The sequence below is a fragment of the Variovorax sp. HW608 genome, assembly GCF_900090195.1.
Classification (GTDB): Bacteria; Pseudomonadota; Gammaproteobacteria; order Burkholderiales; family Burkholderiaceae_C; genus Variovorax.
Genome location: NZ_LT607803.1, coordinates 5155624 through 5177722 on the forward strand (window position 1 = coordinate 5155624; position 22099 = coordinate 5177722).

The 22099-nt window shown below is 67.6% G+C and carries 19 protein-coding genes; 13 read left to right on the top strand and 6 right to left on the bottom strand.

Going from position 1 to position 22099, the window contains the following annotated elements; translation table 11 throughout:
• The first annotated feature begins 51 nt into the window (after positions 1 to 51).
• The 3 genes from VAR608DRAFT_RS24480 to VAR608DRAFT_RS24490 all read left to right on the top strand — a co-directional run bounded on the left by VAR608DRAFT_RS24480 (position 52) and on the right by VAR608DRAFT_RS24490 (position 4089).
• The gene (locus VAR608DRAFT_RS24480; protein WP_088956427.1) at positions 52 to 1872 is read left to right on the top strand and encodes an acyl-CoA dehydrogenase; all 1821 of its coding nucleotides are present in this window, start codon (positions 52 to 54) and stop codon (positions 1870 to 1872) included.
• A gap of 89 nt (positions 1873 to 1961) precedes the next feature.
• A complete protein-coding gene (locus VAR608DRAFT_RS24485) occupies positions 1962 to 2921 on the top strand; it encodes an NAD(P)H-dependent flavin oxidoreductase (RefSeq protein WP_088956428.1) in 960 nt (319 codons plus the stop codon).
• A 10-nt stretch (positions 2922 to 2931) separates the two neighbouring features.
• Positions 2932 to 4089: an acyltransferase family protein gene (locus VAR608DRAFT_RS24490; RefSeq protein WP_231972949.1), complete on the top strand. Its 1158-nt coding sequence runs from the start codon at positions 2932 to 2934 to the stop codon at positions 4087 to 4089.
• Here VAR608DRAFT_RS24490 and VAR608DRAFT_RS24495 read toward each other — a convergent pair.
• The gene (locus tag VAR608DRAFT_RS24495; RefSeq protein WP_172843895.1) at positions 4086 to 5186 is read right to left on the bottom strand and encodes a glycosyltransferase family 4 protein; all 1101 of its coding nucleotides are present in this window, start codon (positions 5184 to 5186) and stop codon (positions 4086 to 4088) included. The genes VAR608DRAFT_RS24490 and VAR608DRAFT_RS24495 overlap by 4 nt on opposite strands.
• A 185-nt stretch (positions 5187 to 5371) precedes the next feature.
• On the opposite strand from VAR608DRAFT_RS24495, the gene cydD reads away from it, so the two are divergent.
• From cydD to cydX, 5 genes are read left to right on the top strand one after another with little or no spacing between them, the layout of a single operon-like run.
• Positions 5372 to 7060, top strand: a complete 1689-nt coding sequence (cydD, locus tag VAR608DRAFT_RS24500) for a thiol reductant ABC exporter subunit CydD (protein WP_443082888.1) — start codon at positions 5372 to 5374, stop codon at positions 7058 to 7060.
• On the top strand, positions 7057 to 8751 hold the full coding sequence (gene cydC, locus VAR608DRAFT_RS24505; RefSeq protein WP_088956431.1) for a thiol reductant ABC exporter subunit CydC: 1695 nt from the start codon (positions 7057 to 7059) through the stop codon (positions 8749 to 8751). Before cydD ends, cydC begins: the two co-directional genes overlap by 4 nt.
• 35 nt (positions 8752 to 8786) lie before the next feature.
• The gene (locus VAR608DRAFT_RS24510) at positions 8787 to 10400 is read left to right on the top strand and encodes a cytochrome ubiquinol oxidase subunit I (RefSeq protein WP_088956432.1); all 1614 of its coding nucleotides are present in this window, start codon (positions 8787 to 8789) and stop codon (positions 10398 to 10400) included.
• Positions 10401 to 10416: 16 nt separating this feature from the next.
• On the top strand, positions 10417 to 11571 hold the full coding sequence (gene cydB / locus VAR608DRAFT_RS24515) for a cytochrome d ubiquinol oxidase subunit II (protein ID WP_088956433.1): 1155 nt from the start codon (positions 10417 to 10419) through the stop codon (positions 11569 to 11571).
• A gap of 33 nt (positions 11572 to 11604) precedes the next feature.
• Positions 11605 to 11727, top strand: coding sequence for a cytochrome bd-I oxidase subunit CydX (gene cydX / locus VAR608DRAFT_RS24520; RefSeq protein ID WP_088956434.1), 123 nt, complete (start codon positions 11605 to 11607; stop codon positions 11725 to 11727).
• Here cydX and VAR608DRAFT_RS24525 read toward each other — a convergent pair.
• Together VAR608DRAFT_RS24525 and VAR608DRAFT_RS24530 are read right to left on the bottom strand one after the other, a co-directional pair.
• The gene (locus VAR608DRAFT_RS24525) at positions 11724 to 12293 is read right to left on the bottom strand and encodes a GbsR/MarR family transcriptional regulator (protein ID WP_088956435.1); all 570 of its coding nucleotides are present in this window, start codon (positions 12291 to 12293) and stop codon (positions 11724 to 11726) included. The genes cydX and VAR608DRAFT_RS24525 overlap by 4 nt on opposite strands.
• A gap of 49 nt (positions 12294 to 12342) precedes the next feature.
• Positions 12343 to 12762, bottom strand: a complete 420-nt coding sequence (locus VAR608DRAFT_RS24530) for a cupin domain-containing protein (RefSeq protein WP_088956436.1) — start codon at positions 12760 to 12762, stop codon at positions 12343 to 12345.
• Positions 12763 to 12861: 99 nt separating this feature from the next.
• Between VAR608DRAFT_RS24530 and aroC the strand changes: the two genes are divergently transcribed.
• Positions 12862 to 13977 carry a chorismate synthase gene (gene aroC / locus VAR608DRAFT_RS24535; protein WP_088956437.1) on the top strand — a complete coding sequence of 372 codons (1116 nt, stop codon included), beginning with the start codon at positions 12862 to 12864 and terminating at the stop codon, positions 13975 to 13977.
• Positions 13978 to 14066: 89 nt separating this feature from the next.
• On the opposite strand, the gene VAR608DRAFT_RS24540 is transcribed toward aroC, so the two are convergent.
• Both VAR608DRAFT_RS24540 and VAR608DRAFT_RS24545 read right to left on the bottom strand, forming a co-directional pair.
• Complete coding sequence (locus tag VAR608DRAFT_RS24540; protein ID WP_088956438.1) at positions 14067 to 15005, bottom strand: ABC transporter substrate-binding protein; 939 nt, start codon at positions 15003 to 15005, stop codon at positions 14067 to 14069.
• Between the two features lie 70 nt (positions 15006 to 15075).
• On the bottom strand, positions 15076 to 16320 hold the full coding sequence (locus VAR608DRAFT_RS24545) for an ROK family protein (protein ID WP_088956439.1): 1245 nt from the start codon (positions 16318 to 16320) through the stop codon (positions 15076 to 15078).
• A gap of 328 nt (positions 16321 to 16648) precedes the next feature.
• Between VAR608DRAFT_RS24545 and VAR608DRAFT_RS24550 the strand changes: the two genes are divergently transcribed.
• Positions 16649 to 18061 carry an MFS transporter gene (locus VAR608DRAFT_RS24550; protein ID WP_088956440.1) on the top strand — a complete coding sequence of 471 codons (1413 nt, stop codon included), beginning with the start codon at positions 16649 to 16651 and terminating at the stop codon, positions 18059 to 18061.
• Positions 18062 to 18068: 7 nt separating this feature from the next.
• Here VAR608DRAFT_RS24550 and VAR608DRAFT_RS24555 read toward each other — a convergent pair whose 3' ends face one another.
• On the bottom strand, positions 18069 to 18854 hold the full coding sequence (locus tag VAR608DRAFT_RS24555; RefSeq protein WP_088956441.1) for an IclR family transcriptional regulator domain-containing protein: 786 nt from the start codon (positions 18852 to 18854) through the stop codon (positions 18069 to 18071).
• Between the two features lie 170 nt (positions 18855 to 19024).
• On the opposite strand from VAR608DRAFT_RS24555, the gene VAR608DRAFT_RS24560 reads away from it, so the two are divergent.
• From VAR608DRAFT_RS24560 to VAR608DRAFT_RS24570, 3 genes are read left to right on the top strand one after another with little or no spacing between them, the layout of a single operon-like run.
• Positions 19025 to 19948 (top strand): shikimate dehydrogenase family protein, encoded by a 924-nt coding sequence (locus VAR608DRAFT_RS24560; protein WP_088956442.1) that lies wholly within the window; start codon positions 19025 to 19027, stop codon positions 19946 to 19948.
• A 38-nt stretch (positions 19949 to 19986) separates the two neighbouring features.
• Positions 19987 to 20868, top strand: coding sequence for a sugar phosphate isomerase/epimerase family protein (locus VAR608DRAFT_RS24565; protein ID WP_088956443.1), 882 nt, complete (start codon positions 19987 to 19989; stop codon positions 20866 to 20868).
• Positions 20869 to 20913: 45 nt separating this feature from the next.
• Entirely contained in the window at positions 20914 to 22077 is a 1164-nt protein-coding gene (locus tag VAR608DRAFT_RS24570; protein ID WP_088956444.1) for an ABC transporter substrate-binding protein, read from the top strand.
• Positions 22078 to 22099 lie beyond the last annotated feature (22 nt).

Here is a 22099-nt window from a genome sequence, read left to right on the forward strand (position 1 = left end):
CCTTTTTCACGTCGGTTCGCATCGGGCCCGAGGGCCGCAGGAGAGACAACCATGAGCTATACCGCTCCCATCAAGGACATGCTGTTCGACATCGAACACCTCGCCGACATTGCGAAGGTGTCGCAGATGCCGGGCCTCGAGGAAGCCGGACTCGAAACCGCGCAGGCCGTGCTCGAGGAGTGCGCGCGCTTCAACCAGGACGTGATCGCGCCGCTGAACGTGGAAGGCGATCGCAATCCTTCATCGTTCAAAGACGGCAAGGTCACGACCACGCCCGGCTTCAAGGAAGCCTTTGCGCAGTACGTGGCGGGCGGCTGGCAAGGCCTGCAGCATCCCACGGAATTCGCCGGCCAGGGCCTGCCCAAGACGATCGGCGCGGCCTGCGTCGAGATGCTGAACTCGGCCAACATGAGCTTCGCGCTGTGCCCGCTCTTGACCGACGGCGCCACCGAGGCGCTGCTGACCGCGGGTTCGGACGAGCTCAAGGCCACCTATCTCGAGAAGCTGGTGAGCGGCCAGTGGACCGGCACGATGAACCTGACCGAGCCGCAGGCCGGCAGCGACCTCGCGCTGGTGCGCAGCCGTGCCGAGCCGCAGCCCGATGGCACCTACAAGATCTTCGGCACGAAGATCTTCATCACCTATGGCGAGCATGACATGGCCGAGAACATCGTGCATCTCGTGCTGGCGCGAGTGAGCGGTGCGCCCGAAGGCGTGAAGGGCATCAGCCTGTTCGTGGTGCCCAAGTTCCTCGTCAACAAGGACGGCTCGCTCGGCGCGCGCAACGACGTGCACTGCGTGAGCATTGAGCACAAGCTGGGCATCAAGGCCTCCCCGACCGCTGTGCTGCAGTACGGTGACGGAAAGGCGGCGAGCATTGCGGACAGCGCCGGACCCGGCGCTGTGGGCTACCTGGTCGGCGAGGAGAACCGCGGCCTCGAGTACATGTTCATCATGATGAACTCGGCGCGCTACGCCGTGGGCATGCAGGGCATCGCGGTCGCCGAACGTGCGTACCAGCACGCGGTGGCCTACGCGAAGGAGCGGGTGCAGAGCCGTCCGGTCGATGGCTCGATCAACGCGAGCGCGCCGATCATCCATCACCCGGACGTGAAGCGCATGCTGATGACGATGCGCGCCTACACCGAAGGCTGCCGCGCCATGGCGACGACGGCGGCTGCTGCCTACGATGCGGCGCACCACCATCCCGACGCCGACACGCGCAAGCAGAACCAGGCCTTCTATGAGTTCCTCGTGCCGCTGGTCAAGGGCTACAGCACCGAGATGAGCCTGGAAGTGGCGTCGCTCGGCGTGCAGGTGCACGGCGGCATGGGCTTCATCGAGGAAACCGGTGCGGCGCAGTACCTGCGCGATGCCAAGATCCTGACGATCTACGAAGGCACGACCGCGATCCAGGCGAACGACCTCGTGGGACGCAAGACCGCGCGCGACGGCGGACAGGTCGGCAAGGCCATCGCCGCGCAGATCGAGAAGACCGAGGCCGAACTCGCCAAGCGCGACAGCGCCGATGCGAAGGCCGTGGCGAAGCGCCTGAAGGCCGCCCGCGAGGCCTTCGTCGACGTGGTCGGCTTCGTCGCCGGGCAGACCAAGGCCTCGCCCAACGCGGTCTTCGCGGGCAGCGTGCCTTACCTGATGCTGGGCGGCAACCTGGTAGCGGGCTGGCAGCTCGCGCGTTCGCTGCTGGTGGCAGAGGACCTCGCCAAGGCGGGCACCGACGTGCCTTTCATGAAGGCCAAGATCGCGACGGCGCGCTTCTATGCCGAGCACATCCTGAACAAGGCACCCGGCCTGCGCGACAGCATCGTCGATGGCGCGGACAGCGTGAACGCGCTGGCGCTCGAAGCCTTCTGATGCACGGCGCGTGTCGCGCAACGGACCGTTGCGGCACGCGCCCCCTTCTATAAATCCGACTCTGCCGTTTTTTATTTTCCGGAGACACCATGTCCAAGCTGCCGCCCGTGCTCGCCAACCTGCCATTGCCCATCATCGGCTCGCCGTTGTTCATCATCAGCAACCCCAAGCTCGTGATTGCCCAGTGCAAGGCCGGTGTGGTCGGATCGATGCCCGCACTCAACGCGCGGCCCGCCTCGCAACTCGAGGACTGGCTCGCGGAGATCACCGAGGAACTCGCGGCCTACAACAAGGCGAATCCGGACAAGCCGGCTGCCCCCTTCGCGATCAACCAGATCGTGCACAAGAGCAATGACCGGCTCGCGCACGACATGGAGCTGGTCGTGAAGTACAAGGTGCCGATCGTCATCACCTCGCTGGGCGCGCGCACCGACGTCAACGACGCGGTGCACAGCTACGGCGGCGTGACGATGCACGACGTCATCAACAACGCCTTCGCGCAGAAGGCGATCGAGAAGGGCGCCGACGGCCTGATCGCGGTCGCGGCCGGTGCCGGCGGCCATGCGGGCATCAAGAGCCCGTTCGCGCTGGTGCAGGAAATCCGCCAGTGGTTCGATGGCCCGCTCGCGCTGTCGGGCTCCATCGCCACCGGTGCGGCCGTGCTCGCGGCGCAGGCCATGGGCGCGGACTTCGCCTACATCGGCACCGCGTTCATCGCCACCGAGGAGGCGCGCGCGAGTGCCGAATACAAGCAGGCCATCGTCGACGGCACCTCCGACGACATCGTCTACTCGAACCTCTTCACCGGCGTGCACGGCAACTACCTGGCGCCGAGCATCGTGGCCGCGGGCATGGACCCGGCGAATCTGCCGCAGGGCGACCTGAAGACCATGAACTTCGGCGGCGGCGACAGCGCCAAGAAGGCCTGGAAGGACATCTGGGGCTCCGGGCAGGGCATCGGTGCGGTGACGGAAGTCGGCACGGCCGCGGCATTCATCGAGAAACTGAAGCGCGAGTACCTGGAAGCGCGCAGCCGTCTTGCACTCTGAGTCACAAGCCATGAACCGCGCCGCGCCAGCGGCGAAGCGCGCCGCCAGCCGCATGCCGCTGCTGGACGCAGTGAAGGGACTCGCCTGCCTGCTGATCGTCGGCCACCACCTGTCGCGCTACGGTCCGCTGCCTGAAGGCGCGGCGACGCTCGCGCCCGGCGTCTTCGACTGGCTGTCGCAGTACGGGCGGCTGGCGGTGCAGGTGTTCCTGGTGCTGGCCGGTTTTCTCGCGGCAGGCAGCCTCGCGCCCGACGGCAAGCTGCGCATCGACCGCCCGCTCGCCAGGATCTTCCAGCGCTACGGCCGGCTCGTGATGCCGTACCTCGCGGCGCTGACCTTCAGCGTGATCGTGGCCGCGCTGGTGCGGCCCTGGCTCGACGACGAAGCGGTGCCCGGACCGCCGGTGATGGCGCAACTGATCGCCCACGGCCTGTTGCTGCAGGACCTGCTGGGCTTCGAGGCGCTGTCCACCGGCGTCTGGTACGTGGCGATCGACTTCCAGCTCTTCGTGCTGGCGCTCGCGGCGATCGGCCTGTCGGAGGTGCTCCAGCGGCGCCTGGCCATGCGGCCCGAGACGTCGCGCCGGCTGATGGTGGGTTTTGTTCTGCTGCTCGTGGTCTCGTCGCTGGCCGTGTTCAACCGGCATGCGGAGCTCGATTCGACCGCGCTCTATTTCTTCGGCTCGTACGGCCTGGGCATGTTCGTCTTCTGGATCGGACGCGCGACGCGGCGCAGCACCTGGGGCTTCGCGGTGCTGGTGCTCGCACTGCTCGGCACCGCGGCGCTGGCGCTCGACTGGCGCAGCCGGATCGCGACAGCCTGGATCACGGCGCTGGCGGTGGCGGTCATCCAGCACCTCGATGGGCTGGAGCCATCGGCATGGCCGGCGTTCGGCGAGCCGCTGGTGCGGCTCGGGCGCATCTCGTATTCGCTGTTCCTCATCCACTTCCCGGTGCTGCTCTTGGTGAGCGCGATGGTGAGTCACTTCATGCGCGTCACGCCGTGGGTCGGCATGGGCGGCCTGCTGGCGACCGTTGCGCTGTCGATCGGGGCCGCGTTTCTGCTGTATCGCTTCGTCGAATCGCGGCCGGCGACGTGGCGCGGCGTGCTGGGCCTGTTCGTGGGCCTGCTGGCCTGCGGCGCGGTGGTTTCGCTGATCGCTGCCTAGCGGCCCAGGGCGCTGGCGTAGTGCTCGCTGAACTGCCGGGCGACCGAATCCCAGTCATAGCGCTTGGCGGTCGCTTGCGCGGCCTCCGACATCGCGCGGCATTGCCCGTCATCGAGGCCCGCGATCCGGCGCACCACCTCGAGGTCTTTGGCGCCGCCGTCGAAGTCCAGGAAGAAGCCGTTGACCCCGGGCGCCACGAAGCCGTTGATCGGCTCCATGTCGCGGCAGGCGACGATCTTGCCGGCGGCCATCGCTTCGAGGATGCCGACGCCGAAGCCCTCGTACTCGCTGCCGGTGATGAAGACCGTGCGCTGCTGCAGTTCGGCGATCAGCCGGTCGTCCTCGATGTAGGGATGCAGGCGCACCGCGTCGCCCAGCCGCAGGGCCTCGATCCTGGCCTTGAAGCTGTCGCCGAGCTGGTCGAAGTCCGGGCCCGCGATGAGCAGGTCGATGGCGATGCCGTTGTCGCGCGCCAGGGCGACGGTGTCGATCACCGCGTCGATGCGCTTGTTGCGCGACCAGCGGCCCCAGTAGATCCACCGTGTCGGGTCGGGTGTGCCGGTCGTGCGGCCGCGCTGGAATTTGGCATAGGCGATGCCGTTCTCCGCCTTGTGGACACGCCGGGAAAAGTGACCGAAGTAATCCGCATCCGATTCGCTCACTGCGAGCACGCGCCGGTAATGCTTCAAGAGCGGCCGCATCAGGAAATGCTCGTGCACCCACTTGAAGGCGCGCAGCTTGCGCGTGTGCCGGAACCCGCCGTGCGTGCTCAGGATCGCGGGGATGCGGCGGCATTGCAGCAGCACGTTGCCGGTGAGCATCATGAGCTGCGGATCGTGCACATGCAGCAGGTCGTAGCCCGACGCGAGCTCGCCGAAGCCGCGCGCATAGCCCACCAGCCGGTTGCCCGACACGGGGACGCAATAGACGTCGATGCCGTCCACGCGGCTCACGGAGAAAGCCGCGTGCCTGGGCGACACGTGCGCCACGTCCACCTGCGTGCCGTGGGCGGACATTCGGGTGGCCAGCTCCCGGACCACGGACTCGATCCCGCCCACCTCGGGGAAGTACGTGGGCGTGATGGACAGGATCTTCAATTCGTTTTCTCCGTCGATGGCGTCCAGGGCGATCCCCGGAATAGGGTGAACACGCCCTAGCTTAGCGGCTGCGTCACGGGGATTTGTCATCCTGCCGCCCGAGTTTGGCCTCAAGATCGGAAGGGCAGAGAGACTTCTCTTATGATTGCTGAGTTTTCAGTAAATACTGAAATTCCAAAAGCCTCGTGAGCTCACCCGTACCGCCAACCGCCGGCCTGCGTTCCCTCGCCACCGATCGGGTCGGGAATCTGATCCAAGGCATGGCCGCGCTGTTCTGGCTGCCGCAGGCGGCCTTGCTGGCGTGGGCGGTGCAGCGCCTGGGTGACGGCGAGGGCTTCGACTCGGTCCTCATCCCGGCGGCGGGCATCCTGCTGCTGGGCCTGTTGCGTTCCGCCTGCGAGGCCTGGGGTTCGCGCCGGGTGTATGCGGCCGCGCGCTCCGGGCTTTCGGCATTGCGTGCACACGTGGCTGCCGCGCTCGCCGCGAGATCGCCGATCGACCGCGCGCGCCCGGCCTCGGGCCTTGCCGCCAGCGTGATCGCGGAGCAAGCCGAGGCGGTGGTGCCCTACCTCGTGCGCTACGGGCCCGCGCGCTCGCGAGCCGTGGTCGTTCCCATCGTGATCGCCGCCCTGGTGGCGAGCCTGTCGTGGCTCGCTGCGCTGATCCTGCTGATCGCCGCGCCGCTGATCCCCATCTTCATGGCCATCGTCGGCTGGCGCGCGAAGGCCGCGAGCGAAGCGCAGATGGTCGAGATGGGCGGCATGAACGCCTTCCTGCTGGATCGCCTTCGCGGCCTCGCGACCCTGCGGGCACTCGATGCCGTGGATGCCACCGCGAAGCGCCTCGGCGAAGGCGCAGAGGGCCTGCGCCTGCGCACGATGGCGGTGCTGCGCATCGCCTTTCTCTCGTCCGCGGTGCTCGAGCTGTTCTCGGCGCTCGGTGTCGCGATGGTGGCGGCCCATGTCGGCTTCCATCTGCTCGGCACCTTCGAATTCGGCACCTGGGGCCGGCGGCTGACGCTCGGCGAAGGGATGTTCGTGCTGCTGCTCGCGCCCGCCTTCTTCGAGCCCTTGCGCGATCTCTCCGCCGCGTGGCATGACCGGGCGGCGGGCGAGGCCGCCCTGGGTTCGCTCGATGCGCTTTCGGCAGAAGGCGTGCCCCTGCCCGGTGCTGGTGCGGCGGCTTCTGCGTCTTCGCCGCCGAGGGTCGTGTCCGGCGCACCCACGCTGAGTATTCGCGACCTGCACTACGCGCAGCCGGGCGGCGATGTGCTCTTCGAAGGCTACGAGTTGCGCGTGGCCGCGGGCGAGCATGTCGCACTGATGGGCCCGAGCGGTTCCGGCAAGACGGCCTTGTTGAGCCTCATTGCGGGACTCGTGCATCCGCAGCACGGCGAGATCGCGATCGGCGGCACGCCATTGACCGATCGCACGGCAGCAGCGCTGCGCGCGCGCATCGCATGGATGGGCCAGAAGCCGCATGTGTTCGCCGGATCGGTGCATGCCAATGTCGCGCTCGGGCGCGGCGGCGTGGACGCGAAGGATGTCGAAGCCGCGATGCAGTTCGCCGTGCTCGACGAGGTGGCGCAGGCGCATCCGGGCATGTCGCTCGGCGAGGGCGGCAGCGGCCTTTCCGGCGGCGAGGCGGTGCGGCTGGCACTCGCGCGCGTCGCGGTGCATAGAGAGGCCGACCTGCTGCTGGTGGATGAGCCGACCGCGCACCTCGACACCCAGATCGCCGAGCGTGTCGCCGATGCGCTGATCGAGCTCGCGCGCGGCAAGACCCTCATCGCCGTGACGCACGACCCGATCCTGGCGGCGCGCATGCATCGCACGATCCGGCTCGACGCCGCACCCCGCCGGGAGGCCGCATGAAGCTCTGGCGCGAGCTTCGTCCGGTGCTGCTGCCGTTCCTCGGTGCACAGCCGAGGCAGCTTGCGCTGGGTGCCGCGCTGGCCGCGTTGACCGTGCTGATGGGCATGGCGCTGCTCGGGCTCTCGGGCTGGTTCATCACCGCGACCGCGTTGGCGGGGCTGAATGCGGCGACCGCGATCCGCTTCGATGTCTTCATGCCTTCGGCGGGCATCCGCCTGCTCGCGCTCGGACGCACCGCATCGCGCTACGGCGAAAGGCTGGTGACGCACGACGCCACCTTCGGCGTGCTGGCGACCCTGCGCGAGCGCCTGTTCCGTGGCTGGGCCCAGGCCGGCGCCGCGCGTCAACTGCTCGCGCGGCCGTCGCGGCTGCTGTTTCGCCTGACCGCGGACATCGATGCGCTCGAAGCCTTCTATCTGCGCATGCTGGTGCCCGCGGGTGCGGCGCTCGCGGCGGCGCTGCTGGCGGGCGCGGTGCTGGGTGCGATGAGCCTCTGGATGGGCATCGGGCTCGCCCTCTGGCTGCTCGTTGCGGGTTGGGGCATCGCGGTCGTGACCGCGGCGCGCGCGCGTCCCGCCGCGGTCCGGCGCGCGCAGGCGATGGAGGCCTTGCGGGCCCGCGCGGTGGACCTCGTGGCAGGCCAGACCGAGCTAGTCATGGCCGGCCGGGTCGATGCGGAGCGCGAATCGCTGGCGGCGGCGGATCGCCATCTCGCTGAGGCCGACATGCGGCTCAACCGGCTCGAAGCCGGCGCCGGCGCGGCCTACGGCATCGCGGGAACGCTGACGCTGGTGGCGGTGCTGCTGGCCGTGGGCTGGCTGGCGGGCGAGGGTGCCATCGGTGCGCCCGGCGCGGCGCTGGCATTGCTGGTTGCGCTCACGGCGATGGAGCCCTTTGCCGCCTTGCGTCGCGGTGCGCTCGAGGCCGGCCGCGCCTGGCTGGCCGGGCGGCGGCTCGCGCCGCGGATGGCGATGCCCGATGCGAGCGCGCCGACGCGGGCGCCGGTGGGCGATGACGAATCGGCGCTGCGCTTGCACGAGGTGCGCGCGGCCCATCCCGGCAGCCGGGTGCGCGTGCTCGATGGCGTCTCGCTGGCTATCGCACCCGGCGAGCGCGTCGCGCTGATCGGCCCCTCCGGCGCAGGCAAGTCCACGCTGCTGGCCGTCGTCACGGGCGAGCTCGCGCCCCGGTCCGGCGAGGTGCATGCGCCGGTCCACTGCCTGCTGACCCAGCGCACCGAACTCTTTCAGGACAGCCTGCGCGACAACCTGCGCCTGGCCGATCCCGCCGCCAACGACGCGCGCCTGCTCGCCGCGCTGTGGGCCGCGGGCCTTGCTCCCGACGTGCGGGCGCTGCAGGGCGGCCTCGACACGCGACTCGGCGAAGGCGGCCTCGGACTCTCGGGCGGCCAGTCGCGCCGCCTCGCGCTGGCCCGGCTGCTGCTGCGCGACGTGCCTGTGTGGCTGCTGGACGAACCCACGGAAGCGCTGGACACTGCGACCGCGCAGGACGTCTTGCAGCGCCTCGAAGCACAGGCCAAGGGCCGGGTCCTCCTGATCGCGACCCACCTGCGGCGCGAGGCCGCGCTCGCCGATCGATTGATCCGGATGCAGCAAGGGCGCATCGTGGCCGAGCTCCGGCGCGGCACGCCGGCATTCGAAGCGGCGCTCTCGACGCTGCGCCCCGACTGAGTCCCAACGAATCGCAAGAACACGAAAGGAACCTCATGGACCTCGACATCGTCGCGCTCTCACGATTGCAGTTCGCACTCACGGCGCTCTATCACTTTCTCTTCGTTCCCCTGACGCTCGGCCTGTCCATCATCGTCGCCATCATGGAGACGGTCTACGTGATGACCGGCCGCACGATCTGGCGCGACATGACGAAGTTCTGGGGCCTGCTGTTCGGCATCAACTTCGCGATGGGCGTGGCCACCGGCATCGTCATGGAGTTCCAGTTCGGCATGAACTGGAGCTACTACAGCCACTACGTCGGCGACGTCTTCGGCGCCCCGCTGGCGATCGAGGGGCTGATGGCCTTCTTCCTCGAGGCGAGCTTCGTCGGCCTGTTCTTCTTCGGCTGGGACCGCTTGTCCAAGGTCGCGCACCTGATCGTCGCCTGGCTGGTCGCGATCGGCTCGAACTTCTCGGCACTGTGGATCCTGATCGCCAACGGCTGGATGCAGAACCCGGTCGGCGCGTCCTTCAATGCGCAGACGATGCGCATGGAAGTGAACGACTTCTTCGCCGTGCTGACCAACCCCGTGGCGCAGGCCAAGTTCGTGCACACGGTGTCGGCGGGCTATGTGGTGGCGTCGATCTTCGTGCTCGGCGTGTCGGCGTGGTACGTGCTCAAGGGCCGGCATCTGCAGCTCGCGAAGCGCTCGATGACGGTCGCCGCTTCCTTCGGCCTCGCGGCCTCGCTGTCGGTGGTGCTGCTGGGCGACGAATCGGGCTATCTCTCGACCGAGCACCAGAAGATGAAGGTGGCCGCGCTCGAAGCGATGTGGAAGACCGAGCCCGCGCCGGCCGCCTTCACCGCCTTCGGCTTTCCCGACCAGCGCACGCGCGAGACGCACTTCGCGGTGCACATCCCATGGCTCCTGGGCCTGATCGGCACGCGCTCGCTGACCACCGAGATCCCCGGCATCGATGACCTCGTGCACCGCGCCGAGCTCAACATCCGCGTCGGCATCTCGGCCTACGACGCGCTGCAGAAGATCCGCGAGGCCGGCAGCACGAATGCGGTTCCCGAATCGGCCAGGACCATCTTCGAGGAGAACGGCCATGCGCTCGGCTACGCGCTCCTGCTCAAGCGCTACGTCGACGATCCGCGCAAGGCGACGCCGGAGCAGGTCGCGCAGGCCGCGCTCGACACGATTCCACCGGTGTGGCAGCTCTACTGGTCCTTCCGCCTCATGGTCGGCCTCGGCATGTTCTTCATCGTGCTCACGGCAAGCTTCTTCGTGCTTTCCGCGCGGCGCAGGCTCGATGCGCATCCCTGGCTGCTCAGGGTGGCGGTGCTGGCGATTCCGCTGCCTTGGATCGCGGCCGAGCTGGGCTGGATCGTGGCCGAGGTGGGGCGCCAGCCGTGGGTGATCGAAGGCGTGCTGCCCACGGCGGTGGCGGTGTCGAACCTTGGCGCGGCCACGGTGCTGGCGACGATCCTGGTCTTCACGCTGATCTACACGGTCCTGTTCATCGTCGAGATGAAGCTGATGCTGGGCGCGATCCGCAAGGGACCGGCCGAGCACCCGGTGCCCGCGCCGGCCGCCTATCGCGCCGAAGCCGATCCCGAAGTGGCCGCCGCGCTGGCGCGTTCGCGGCTTGCCGCCGACTGACCCCCGGAGCACGAGCATGATCCTGCACACACTTCTTTCCTACGAATTCCTGCGCGTCGTCTGGTGGCTGCTGCTCGGCGTGCTGCTGGTCGGCTTCGCCGTCATGGATGGCTTCGATCTCGGCACCGGCATGCTGCTGCCCTTCGCGGGGCGTGACGACCTGGAGCGCCGGGTGATCATCAACAGCGTCGGGCCGGTCTGGGAAGGCAACCAGGTCTGGCTGATCCTCGGCGGCGGCGCGATCTTCGCGGCCTGGCCGCAGCTCTATGCGGTGTCGTTCTCGGGCTTCTACATCGCGATGTTCGCGATCCTCGTCGCGCTGATCCTGCGGCCGGTCGCCTTCAAGTTCAGGAGCAAGCAGGGCGACGCGGCCTGGCGCGGGCGTTGGGATGCGGCGCTCTTCATCGGCGGCTTCGTGCCTTCGCTGATCTGCGGCGTCGCGATGGGCAACGTGCTCCAGGGCGTGCCGTTCCGCTTCGGGACCGACATGCAGATCCACTACGACGGCAGCTTCTTCGGCTTGCTCAATCCCTTCGCGTTGCTGTGCGGCCTGGTGTCGGTGGCGATGCTCGCGATGCACGGCGCCGCCTGGCTGCAGTTGAAGACTGCCGGTCCAGTCGCCGCTCGCGCCCGCGGCTACGGAAGCGTGGCGGCGGTGCTGACCGTGGCGCTCTACGCCGTTGCCGGCGTGTTGCTCTGGAAGTTCGTCGACGGCTATCGCGTGACAAGCTCGCTGCCGCCGGACGGGCCATCGAATCCGCTGCTCAAGACCGTCGAGGTGCATGCGAGCGCGTGGGTCACCAACTATGCGGCCCATCCGGTGCTCTACATCGTTCCGGGGCTCGGTCTTGCTGGCGCGCTGGTGGCGCTGCTCGGGTTCCGCATGCGGGCGGAGATGCTCACGCTGCTCGCCAGCGCGGCGAGCATCGCCGGGATCATCCTCTCCGTCGGCGTGTCGATGTTCCCGTTCATCCTGCCGTCTTCGGCCGATCCGCGCGCGAGCCTGACCGCGTTCGATTCCTCGTCGAGCCACCTGACGCTCTTCATCATGCTGGTGGTGACTGCGTTCTTCATCCCGATCATCGTGGCCTACACCGGCTGGATCTACCACGTGCTGCGCGGCAAGGTCGATCGCGATGCGATCCGCGAAGAGCGCGGGCACGCCTACTGATCACATCCGAGAATCAAGCAAGGAAAAAATTCCATGTGGTACTTCGCCTGGATCCTGGGGCTGCCGCTGGCAGCGACTTTCGCGGTGCTCAATGCGATGTGGTACGAGTTGATGGACGATGAAGCCATCCGCCACGACAAGCTGGACAGGCCTTAGGACGCTTTCTTGCGTGCCGCGCCTGTCATGCGGTCCTTGAGGCCGAGCACCCTGGTCACAGTCGCGCCCATGCCCATGAGTTGCATCGCGGTCTCGGGCGCGAGGCGCTGCACCTCGTCGAACCACTTCATGAGCCGGTCGATCAGGTCGTGCATCTCGCGCATGCGCTGCTGGGCATGGCGCTCCTCGTCGGAGGAGGGCTCCTCGAGCATCGCATTGCGCAGCATCGACAGCGTGGGCTCGACCTCGCGGCGGCGGCGCTCCTCGGCCAGCACGCGGAAGATCTCCCACACATCGGAAGGCGCCTCGAAATACTCGCGCCGGTCGCCCGGCTGGTGGCGCAGGTGCACGAGGCGCCATGCCTGCAGCTCCTTGAGGCCCATGCTCACGTTGGAGCGCGAGAACTCCAGCAGATCGGCGATCTCGTCGGCATTGAGCGCGCGCTCGGAGATGAAGATCAGCGCATAGATCTGGCCGACGGTCCGGTTGATGCCCCATTTGCTGCCCATCTCTCCGAAGTGGGCGACGAACTGGCGGCTGAGCGGCGGCAGGGCGGATGCAGGCATCGGGCGATTTTCACGCCGAAATGCTGCACGTTCAGGAAATACTGAAAACTCACCAGGGCGTCGGCTTCGGCACCTGGCACACCGGATCGACATCGACGCTCTTGAAGTCGGCCGGCGAGACGATCTCGAGGTACTCCATGTCGGGCGAGTAGTCGAACAGGTAGTGCCGGATGCCCGGCCGCTGGTGCACCACGTCGCCGGCCTCGACGAGGGTTTCCTTGTCCTCGTACATGAAGCGGGCCCAGCCCTTGACCATGATCACGATCTGGAAGTCCGCCTCGTGCCGGTGCCAGCCGGTGCCCACTTCCGGTGCCATGTTGGCCTTGACCAGGTGCGCGACCACCTTGCCGTGGGTAGCCTCGGCCACCCCGAGATCGCGGTAGAGGAAGAAATCGCGCAGCCCGCCCGAGACGTACCCGGTATCCGCCGGCTTGACGTGGGAGAACTCCGTGTCGGTCCGATCCAGCATGAGCGTTCCTTTGAAGAGGGGATGCTGCGTCGCACCATGCATAAAGCGTTCCCGTGGGAGAGGCCGCCCGCCGGCGCCGACGCTGGGATAATCCGCGCCATGAGCGGCAATACCTTCGGCACCCTTTTCGCAGTCACCAACTTCGGTGAATCCCATGGCCCGGCAATCGGGTGCGTGATCGACGGTTGCCCGCCCGGCATGGCGCTTTGCGAAGCGGACATCCAGGGCGACCTCGATCGCCGCCGCCCGGGCACCAGCCGCCACGTCACCCAGCGCAACGAGCCCGACACGGTGCAGATCCTGAGCGGCGTCTACGAGGGCAGGACCACCGGCACGCCGATCGCGCTCCTGATCCGCAACACCGACCAGCGCAGCAAGGACTACGGCCAGATCGCGCAGCAGTTCCGTCCCGGCCACGCCGACTTCACCTACTGGAAGAAGTACGGCATCCGCGACCCGCGCGGCGGCGGGCGCTCGTCGGCACGGCTCACCGCGCCGATGGTCGCGGCCGGCGCGGTCGCCAAGAAGTGGCTGTTCGAGAAGTACGGCACCGTGTTCCGCGGCTGCATGTCGCAGATCGGCGAGATCGAGATTCCCTTCGAGAGCTGGGACCATGTGCCGAACAACCCCTTCTTCGCGCCGATCGCCGACGTCTCCCACCTCGAGGCGTACATGGATTCGCTGCGCAAGGCCGGCGATTCGTGTGGCGCGCGCGTTCGCGTGACTGCGTCGAACGTGCCCGTGGGCCTCGGCGAGCCGCTGTTCGACAAGATGGACGCCGACATCGCCTGGGCCATGATGGGCATCAATGCGGTGAAAGGCGTCGAGATCGGCGCCGGCTTCGCGAGCGTCGCGCAGCGCGGCACCACGCACGGCGACTCGATCACGCCTTCGGGCTTCGAGACCAACAACGCCGGCGGCGTGCTCGGCGGCATCACGACGGGGCAGGACCTCGAGGTGAGCATCGCGATCAAGCCGACCAGCTCGATCATCAGTCCGCGCCAGTCGATCGACGTGAACAACCAGCCGGTCGAGGTCGTCACCAAGGGACGTCACGACCCCTGCGTCGGCATCCGCGCGACGCCGATCGCCGAGGCGATGCTGGCGCTGGTCGTCATCGAGCACGCCCTGCGCAACCGCGCGCAGTGCGGCGACGTGGGAGAAGCGCTGGCGCAGGCGAACGGCGAGCCATCGCCGCAGGCGTCGTTCCTCTGAGTTCGTCCCGCTTCAGTCCGGTTCGGATCGCCGCGGCATGTCCGCGCCGCGGCGCGAGCAGGTGATCGCGGCGGCGCGTGCTCCCGGCTTCAGCGCGGCGCCTGCCAGCCCTTGTAGTCCTTGACGTTGGTGCGCGTGATCAGCGTCGAGGGCAACAGCGTCATCGGGGACTCGGGCTTCTTGCCGTTGAGGATGTCATGCCCGATCTCCACCGCCTTCACGGCGATCATGTAGGGGTCCTGGCTGGCCGAGGCCTGCACCTGGGTGTCGCCCTTGAGCGCGGTCTCGATGTCCGGCGCGCCGTCCACCGAGGTGATGATGATGTTCTTGCGGTTGAGCTGCTTGGCCGCCAGGTCGGTGCCGATCGCCTGCGGGTCGTTGATGGCGAACACCGCATCGATCTTGGGGAAGCGCGTGAGGTGGTTCTGCATCACGTTCAGGCCCCCTTCGCGCGAGCCCTTGGCGTCCTGGTCGTCCGAGAGGACCTTGATGTCGGGGCTCTTCTTGAACACCGTCTTGCAGCCGTTGACGCGGTCGATCACGGCCGACACCTGCGGGCCGTTCTGGATGATCACATTGCCCTTGCCGCCGAGCTTGTCGGCGATGTACTGGCAGGCGATCTCGCCGGCCTGCACGTTGTTGGTCTGCACGGTGGCATCGGCGCCGTTGGCCGCCACGTCCACGCCGACCACGATGATGCCGGCCTTCTTGGCCTTCATCAGCGCCGGCTCGATCGCCTTGGCATCGACCGCGTTCACCAGGATCAGGTCCGAGCCGGCGGAGATGAAGCCGTCGATCTGCGAGAACTGCTTGTTCAGGTCGTAGTCGGCCGACAGCGCCGTGACCTTCACGTTCGGGTTGTACTGCTTGGCCCTGGCTTCGGCGCCCTTGGCGAGCGAGACGAAGAAGGGGTTGCCCATCGAGCCCAGCGTGATGCCCACGTTCTTGAATTCCTTGTCCGCGGCGTGCGCGAGGGGCGCCGCGAGGGCAGCGGCAATGGCGGCGAGGGCGAAGAGTTGCTTGCGCATGAAGAGTCTCCAGGTGGTGGTTGGTGGGTGGGTTGAGGGAAAGCGATTCGGAAGTCAGGCGCCTTGGGAATCAGGCATTGGCCGCCTCCAGGGAAGTGGCGTGCGAACGGCCGCGCAGCACGTCGGCGCGCGGCGAGAAGTTGAAGAACATGGGCAGGCTCGCCGCGCCGATCGCGCCCGCATCGGCGCGGAAGCTGCCGCGCAGCAGGCGCGGCGTCTGGCGCGCCTCGGGGGCGATCTGGCGCAGGCCGGTGTCGATGCGCGCCATCAGTTCGTCGATGAGCCCGTTGTCGATGTCGCTGTCGATCACCACGGCGGGCAGGTCGAGCACCGCGAGCGATGCGCGCAGCGAAGGAACCAGCGCATCCACGCAGTCGTCGAGCCATTCGCGCACCGCCGCGTTGCCGGATTTCACGCAGGCCTCCAGATCGGCATGTCCGCGCACCGTGGTGCCGTGATGGCGCAGGTGCCGTGCCAGCGAATTCAGCGAGGCGCGCGACAGCAGGATGTCCCATTGGCGGTCCGAGGGCGGGGCCGATGCCAGGCGGCTGGGCGGGACCGGCATGAGCCCGAGGTCGGCCGCGTTGCCGGTGCTGCCGCGCAGGCTCTCGCCGCCGATCACGGCGCCGGCGCCGAGCGCGGCGCCGATGAAGACGTAGAGGAAGTCGTTTTCCTCGCGGCCGACGCCGAAGAAAAGCTCGGCGATGGCGGCGGCGTTGCCGTCGTTTTCCTTGAACACCGGCTGCTGGACGGCCTGGGAGAGCAGGGCGCCGAAGTCGACGTCGTCCCAGATGCGGAAGTCGGCCTTGAGGTCGAGCTCGCGCAGCCAGCTTCCGAGGTTGTAGGGCTGGGCCAGGCCCACACCCATGAGCCGGCGGCGCTGGGCGGCGTCGAGCACGCCGAGCACGCGGGCGATGCTCTTGCGCACGAGCGTGAGGGCCTCGTCGGGCTGGGGCAGCAGCAGGTCGTGCGCTTCGCGGGCGAGGATGCGGCCGCCGAGGTCGATCAGCACGGTCTCGATGCTGGTGCGGTCGAGCCGCACGCCGATGCCGTAGGCGCCTTCGGGGTTGATGCGGTAGAGGCCGGCGGGCTGGCCGCGCTGGCCTTCCTGGCGGCGGCCGGCCGTTTCGATCAGGTGGGACTCCTCGAGCGACTGGACGATGCTGCCGACGGCGGTGTTCGTGAGCTGGGCCCAGCGCGCCAGATCGGCCTTCGAGGCCTCGCCGGCGCGGCGCAGGCGCTGCAGCAGCGTGCGCTCGTTGTAGAGCCGCAGGTTCACCGAATTCGTGCCTCGACCGGGGCCGGATGGCTTCACTGTGCTGTCTCCTCGGGGCCCCTGGGGCTATTAATTAATTCAAGTTGAAGAAAGGATAGGAGAAGGCTCGGCCGGGCCCTTGGGGGTTAACCCCCAAAACTGCAAGAAAGTATGGGCAAAGCGCAAGATTGAGGAGAAACCCGGAGAGCGTTCGATGATCGATCGTGCGGGTACGATCATCGATTTCGGCTGCCAGATTTCGCTGTGCCCGCGCAGGGGCCACGCACTACATTCACCCTGCGCATGGCAACTTGCGCGATAGCCGAACGAAGCCGGCGGGACCCCGTCCCAAGTCCGCCGCCCCTCGACCCATCATCCGGAGAGACAAATGAGCAACCCCCAGGACTCGGAACCGAAAGGCCGACACCAATCCAAGAAGGCGGCCGCCAGCGGCTGGATCGGCTCGGCATTGGAGTACTACGATTTCTTCATCTACGCGACGGCCGCGTCGCTGATCTTTCCCCAGATCTTCTTCCCCAAGGGCGATCCCACGATCGCCATCGTCGCCTCGCTGGCGACCTACGGTGTCGGCTATATCGCGCGTCCCATCGGCGCCTTCGTGCTCGGCCACTGGGGCGACACCAAGGGGCGCAAGCACATGCTGCTGGTGTGCATGTTCCTCATGGGCTTCTCGACCATCGCGGTCGGCCTGCTGCCGACCTATGACCAGGTCGGCCTGCTCGCGCCCGTGCTGCTCGTGATCCTGCGCCTCGTCCAGGGCTTTGCAGTGGCCGGCGAAATCTCCGGCGCCAGCTCGATGATCCTCGAGCACGCGCCCTTCGGCCGGCGCGGCTTCTTCGCCAGCTTCACGCTGCAGGGCGTGCAGGCCGGCCAGATCCTGGCCGCCGCGGTGTTCCTGCCGCTCGCGCACTACATGCCCGACGACGCCTTCCTGAGCTGGGGCTGGCGCATTCCGTTCCTCCTGAGCTTCGTCGTGATCGTGGCCGGCTACATCATCCGCCGCGAAGTCGACGAGACGCCCGCCTTCACCGAGGAAGTCGGCGAGGGTCAAGCTGCGCCGAAGGCTCCGGTGATCGAGGCCCTGACGCAGAACTGGAAGGACATGATCCGCGTGGTCTGTGCTTCGCTCATGAACGTGATCCCGGTCGTCGCCACCGTGTTCGGTGCCGCCTACGCAGTGCAGCCGGCCTACGGCATCGGCTTCCAGAAGGACATCTACCTGTGGATTCCGGTGCTCGGCAACATCATCGCGGTGATCGTCATCCCGATGGTCGGCAACCTCTCGGACAAGGTCGGCCGCAGGTTTCCGATGGTGCTCGGTTCGCTCGGCGCGGGGCTGCTGTCCTTCGGCTACCTCTATGCGATCAGCATCCACAACGTACCGCTGGCGATCGTGATGTCGCTCCTGATGTGGGGCATCGTGTACCAGGGCTACAACGCAGTCTTCCCGAGCTTCTACCCGGAACTGTTCCCGACCCGCACCCGCTGCTCGGCCATGGCGATCTCGCAGAACGTCGGCACCGCCATCACCGCCATGCTGCCGGCGCTCTTCGTCGCCGTCGCGCCTCCCGGTGCGGCCAACATCCCGATGATCATCGGCGCGCTGACCCTCGGGATCACCGCCATCGCCGCCATCGCCGTGGCGAGTGCCCGCGAAACCTACCGCACCCACCTCAACGATCTCGGCAAGCCGAATGCGGTGCCGGTTCCGAAGGATGAATACGACCGCCTGCGCGCCCAGACGCTGGCCGAAGCCTCGCTGGCCAAGGCGGCCGCCTGAGGCGCGACTAGATCAGGTTCCTCATCGCTTGCGCGGTCTCGCGCAACACAGGGAGGACGCGGGCGACCGCGTCCTCGCTGCTTTCATGGCCCATGGGCATGGTCACGTTGAGCGCCCCGACCAGTTCCCCGTGATGGTCCCGCAGCGGCACCGCGATGCCGCGCGAATTCAGGTCCAGCTGCTGCTCCGACAGCGCCCATCCCTGGGCGCGAATGCGCGCCAGCTCCAGCTTCATGCGCTCCTTGCTCGCGATGGTGTGCGACGTGAACACCGCCAGCTCGTGCGTTTCCAGCCAGGCGCTGCGCTCCTCGTCGCTGCGCATCGCGAGCATCAGCATCCCCGACGCCGTCACCTGCGCCGGCACCCGTGCGCCGAGCACGTAGCCGGTGCTCATGCTGCGGTTCGGGCCGTTGCGCGCGATGTAGACCACCTCGTTGCCGTCCATCACGCTGAGATAGGCGATCTCGTGCGTGCCGGCCGCCACACGCTGGAGAAAGGGCTGCACGATGCGCGGCAGCCGCGCCGATTCGAGGTAGGACTGCCCGAGCCTGAGCACGCGCGGCGTGAGCCAGAAGAGCTTGCCGTCGCTCGCCACATAGCCCATGTGCTGCAGGGTGAGCAGGTAGCGGCGCGCCGCGGTGCGCGTCATGCCGGTGCGCTGGCCGGCCTCGCTGGCAGTCATGCGCGGATGCGCGTCGTCGAAGGATTCGATGATGGAGACGCCGCGCTCAAGGCCGGCGATCCAGTCGCGCTTGTCGAGGCCGGGCGGGGCGGGGGATGTCTCGTTGTCCATGGCGTTTGTGGGACAAACCCTGAAATCGTTCGATGATCGATCAGTGTAGTTCGATAATCGAATTTCTACACTTTCGATTGCGACGGCCGACGCACATGCACCGCTACATTAGCGGCGCCTCCTCGGTGATTCGGTCGATAGTCGAACAACTTGAAGCGAGACACATCCGTATGTTCCCTTCCATCGTCGGCAGCACCTCTCTCTACCTCCTCCCGGGCGACCCGGTCACGAACGTGCGCCTGCCGCGCATGTTCAACGCGGTGTTCGAGCGCTGCGGCATCGATGCGGTGATGGTCCCGGTGCAGGTCGGACGGCGCGATCTCGCCGTCTTCGTCAAGGCGGCCTTCCTCGCCAGGAACGTGCGCGGCATGGTGATCGCACCGCCGCACAAGCCGTCGCTGGTGGACCTGCTGGACGGCTGCGGCCTCTTCGGCCGGGTCGCGGGTTCGGCCAACGTGGTGCGCCGCATCGAGAACGGCGAGCTCGAAGGCGACCTGTTCGACGGCGAAGGGCTGATCGGCGCGCTCGACCGCTACAACATCCCGTTCCGCGGCAAGCGTGTGCTGATCCTCGGCGCGGGCGTGAGCGCGGCGGCCATCGGCGTCGCGCTGGCCGAGGGCGGCACGGTCAACGGGGCCGAGCACATCGCCTTCTACGACACTGCGGCGGGCAAGGCGGCGGGCGTCGCGGCCAAGCTCGATGCCTTCTTCGATGCGACCACGGTCGCGGTGGACAGCAACGATCCCGCCGGTTACGACCTCGTCATCAACGCCACCTCGCTGGGCCTCAAGCCCGAGGACCCGCTGCCGGTGGACGTCGTGCGCATGGAGTCGCACGCGGCGCTGTTCGACATCCTCCTGCGCGGCCAGCCCACGCCGATCGTGCGCGCGGCGCGCGAGCGCGGCCTCAATGCGCAGGCCGGCTTCGAGATGCTGATCCAGCAGATGCCGCACTACCTCGACTTCTTCGGCCACAAGGACGCCGCCAACGCGGTGCGCCACGACGCGAACTTCCTGCGCGAGCTGATCTACCCGGCCTCGATGGCCGGCGAGATCCACGCGCCATTGCGCTATCACTCCGCCAACGTGGCCTGAGGCGCAGCCCGCCCATCTTCCAACGACCAGAGACTCCCATGGCCATCGCCCTCGACCGCTTCGGCTTCAACACCGTCACCATGGGCGGGGAACTCGGCCACAAGCTCGCGTGCATGAAGGCGGCGGGCTTCTCGGGCGTCGAGCTCTGGGCGCGCGATCTCATCAACCACCCGGCAGGTGTCGACAAGGCGGCCGAGCTCGTGAAGCAAAGCGGCCTCAAGGTCACCGACTTCCAGCCGCTGCGCGACTTCGAGTGCGCGCCCGACGCGATGCGCCCGCACCGGCTCGAAATGGCGCGCGAGCAATTGCGCCAGATGGCGCTGGTCGGCACCGACCTGCTGCTGTGCTGCTCGACCACCTCGCCGCTCGCGATCGACGATCCCGACCGCGCGGCCGAAGACTTGCGCACGCTCGCCACGCTCGCGACGCCGCTGGGCATCCGCATCTGCTACGAGGCGCTGTCGTGGGGCCGGCACACCAACCGCTGGTACCAGGCGTGGGACATCGTGCGCCGCTGCGACCGCGAGAACGTCGGCCTCAACCTCGATTCCTTCCACATGTCGGTGCACGGCGACGACACGCCCGAGACGCTCAGGCAGTTGGCCGAGGTGCCGGTGGAGAAGATCTTCCTCGTGCAACTCGCCGACTACTTCTTCGAATACAGCGACCGCCAGTCCGACATGATCGAGCTCGCGCGCCACCAGCGCCTGTTCCCGGGCGAGGGCCTGCACGACGTGCGCGACCTCGTGCAACTGCTGGAGGACAAGGGCTACCGCGGCCACTACACCTTCGAGGTGTTCAACGACGACTACGTCAACTCCGACCCGATGGTGGTCGGACAGCGCGCGATGAAGAGCGCGCGCTGGCTCAGCGAGTCGCATGTCGCGGGCGGCGAGACGGCCCGCGCGCCGCAGGCCTGAGTCGCGCAACAAGAAATCAATCAACTAGCAAAGAGGAGACTTCGAATGACCATTCTTCAACCTCGCCGGTTCGCGATCCGTCTGGCCGCGGCGTGTGCGCTGGCCGCCTGCGCGGGCGGCGCCTTCGCCCAGGACACCATCAAGGTGGCCAACATCCAGGAACTGTCCGGCACGGGTGCCACGGCGGGCACGAACTTCAGGAATGGCGTCGAACTGGCGATCAAGGAAATCAACGCCTCGGGCGGCATCCTCGGCAAGAAGATCGAAAGCGCGATCAGCGATACCCAGTCGAACCCCGGCGTCGCCAAGGCCATGGCCGCCAAGGCGGTCGACAACGGCGTGATCGCGGTGTTCGGGCCGGGCTTCTCGGGCTCGATGATCGTCAGCATGGCCGAGACGCGCCGCGGCGAAACGCCGAACTTCACCGGCGCCGAGGCGACCCCGATCACCGCGCAGGGCAACCCCTTCGTCTTCCGCACGAGCTTCTCGCAGGTCAATGCGATGCCGAAGCTCGCGCGCTACGTGGCCGCCAACCTCAAGGCCAAGACCATCGCGGTGATCTTCGTCAACAACGACTTCGGCAAGGGCGGGCGCGACGCGTTCATGAAGTCCGCCGAAGCGAACGGCATCAAGATCGTGGCCGACATCTCGACCGAGCCGGGGCAGGTCGACTGGTCGGCGCCGGTGCTCAAGGCCAAGCAGAGCAATCCGGACGCGGTGTTCGTCTACACCAACGAGGAAGAGTCGGCGCGTGCGCTGCGCGAGCTGCGCAAGCAGGGCTGGAGCAAGCCGATCCTCGGCGAGACGGTGCTGCCGAGCCAGAAGGTGATCGAGCTCGCGGGGGAATCCGCCAACGGCATCCTGGCCCACGTGGGCCTCACGGTGGACGCGCCGATCCCGACGATGCGCGCCTTCCGCGCGAAGTTCGAGAAGGAATACAAGTACATCCCGGACCACAACGGCATCAAGGGCTACACCAGCGTCTACATGTTCAAGGCCGGTGTCGAGAAGGCCGGCAAGCTCGACCGCATCGCGATCGCCAAGGCGCTGCACGGCCTGACGATCCCGGTCGCGAAGGAGCCCGGCGTGCTGATGGACGTGACCATCGACGAGAAGGGCGATCTCGACCGCGAGAGCTTCATCGTCGAGGTGAAGAACGGCAAGCAGGAGGTGAAGGAAATCCTGCCTGCACTGGGCAAGAAGCAGTAGGCGCGAGGGCGAGCAAGGTCCC

Coding starts and splice junctions, on each gene's coding strand:
- VAR608DRAFT_RS24480 (WP_088956427.1), top strand. CDS start 52: ATGAGCTATACCGCTCCCATCAAGGACATGCTGTTCGACATCGAACAC.
- VAR608DRAFT_RS24485 (WP_088956428.1), top strand. CDS start 1,962: ATGTCCAAGCTGCCGCCCGTGCTCGCCAACCTGCCATTGCCCATCATC.
- VAR608DRAFT_RS24490 (WP_231972949.1), top strand. CDS start 2,932: ATGAACCGCGCCGCGCCAGCGGCGAAGCGCGCCGCCAGCCGCATGCCG.
- cydC (WP_088956431.1), top strand. CDS start 7,057: ATGAAGCTCTGGCGCGAGCTTCGTCCGGTGCTGCTGCCGTTCCTCGGT.
- VAR608DRAFT_RS24510 (WP_088956432.1), top strand. CDS start 8,787: ATGGACCTCGACATCGTCGCGCTCTCACGATTGCAGTTCGCACTCACG.
- cydB (WP_088956433.1), top strand. CDS start 10,417: ATGATCCTGCACACACTTCTTTCCTACGAATTCCTGCGCGTCGTCTGG.
- cydX (WP_088956434.1), top strand. CDS start 11,605: ATGTGGTACTTCGCCTGGATCCTGGGGCTGCCGCTGGCAGCGACTTTC.
- VAR608DRAFT_RS24525 (WP_088956435.1), bottom strand. CDS start 12,293: ATGCCTGCATCCGCCCTGCCGCCGCTCAGCCGCCAGTTCGTCGCCCAC.
- VAR608DRAFT_RS24530 (WP_088956436.1), bottom strand. CDS start 12,762: ATGCTGGATCGGACCGACACGGAGTTCTCCCACGTCAAGCCGGCGGAT.
- aroC (WP_088956437.1), top strand. CDS start 12,862: ATGAGCGGCAATACCTTCGGCACCCTTTTCGCAGTCACCAACTTCGGT.
- VAR608DRAFT_RS24540 (WP_088956438.1), bottom strand. CDS start 15,005: ATGCGCAAGCAACTCTTCGCCCTCGCCGCCATTGCCGCTGCCCTCGCG.
- VAR608DRAFT_RS24550 (WP_088956440.1), top strand. CDS start 16,649: ATGAGCAACCCCCAGGACTCGGAACCGAAAGGCCGACACCAATCCAAG.
- VAR608DRAFT_RS24555 (WP_088956441.1), bottom strand. CDS start 18,854: ATGGACAACGAGACATCCCCCGCCCCGCCCGGCCTCGACAAGCGCGAC.
- VAR608DRAFT_RS24560 (WP_088956442.1), top strand. CDS start 19,025: ATGTTCCCTTCCATCGTCGGCAGCACCTCTCTCTACCTCCTCCCGGGC.
- VAR608DRAFT_RS24565 (WP_088956443.1), top strand. CDS start 19,987: ATGGCCATCGCCCTCGACCGCTTCGGCTTCAACACCGTCACCATGGGC.
- VAR608DRAFT_RS24570 (WP_088956444.1), top strand. CDS start 20,914: ATGACCATTCTTCAACCTCGCCGGTTCGCGATCCGTCTGGCCGCGGCG.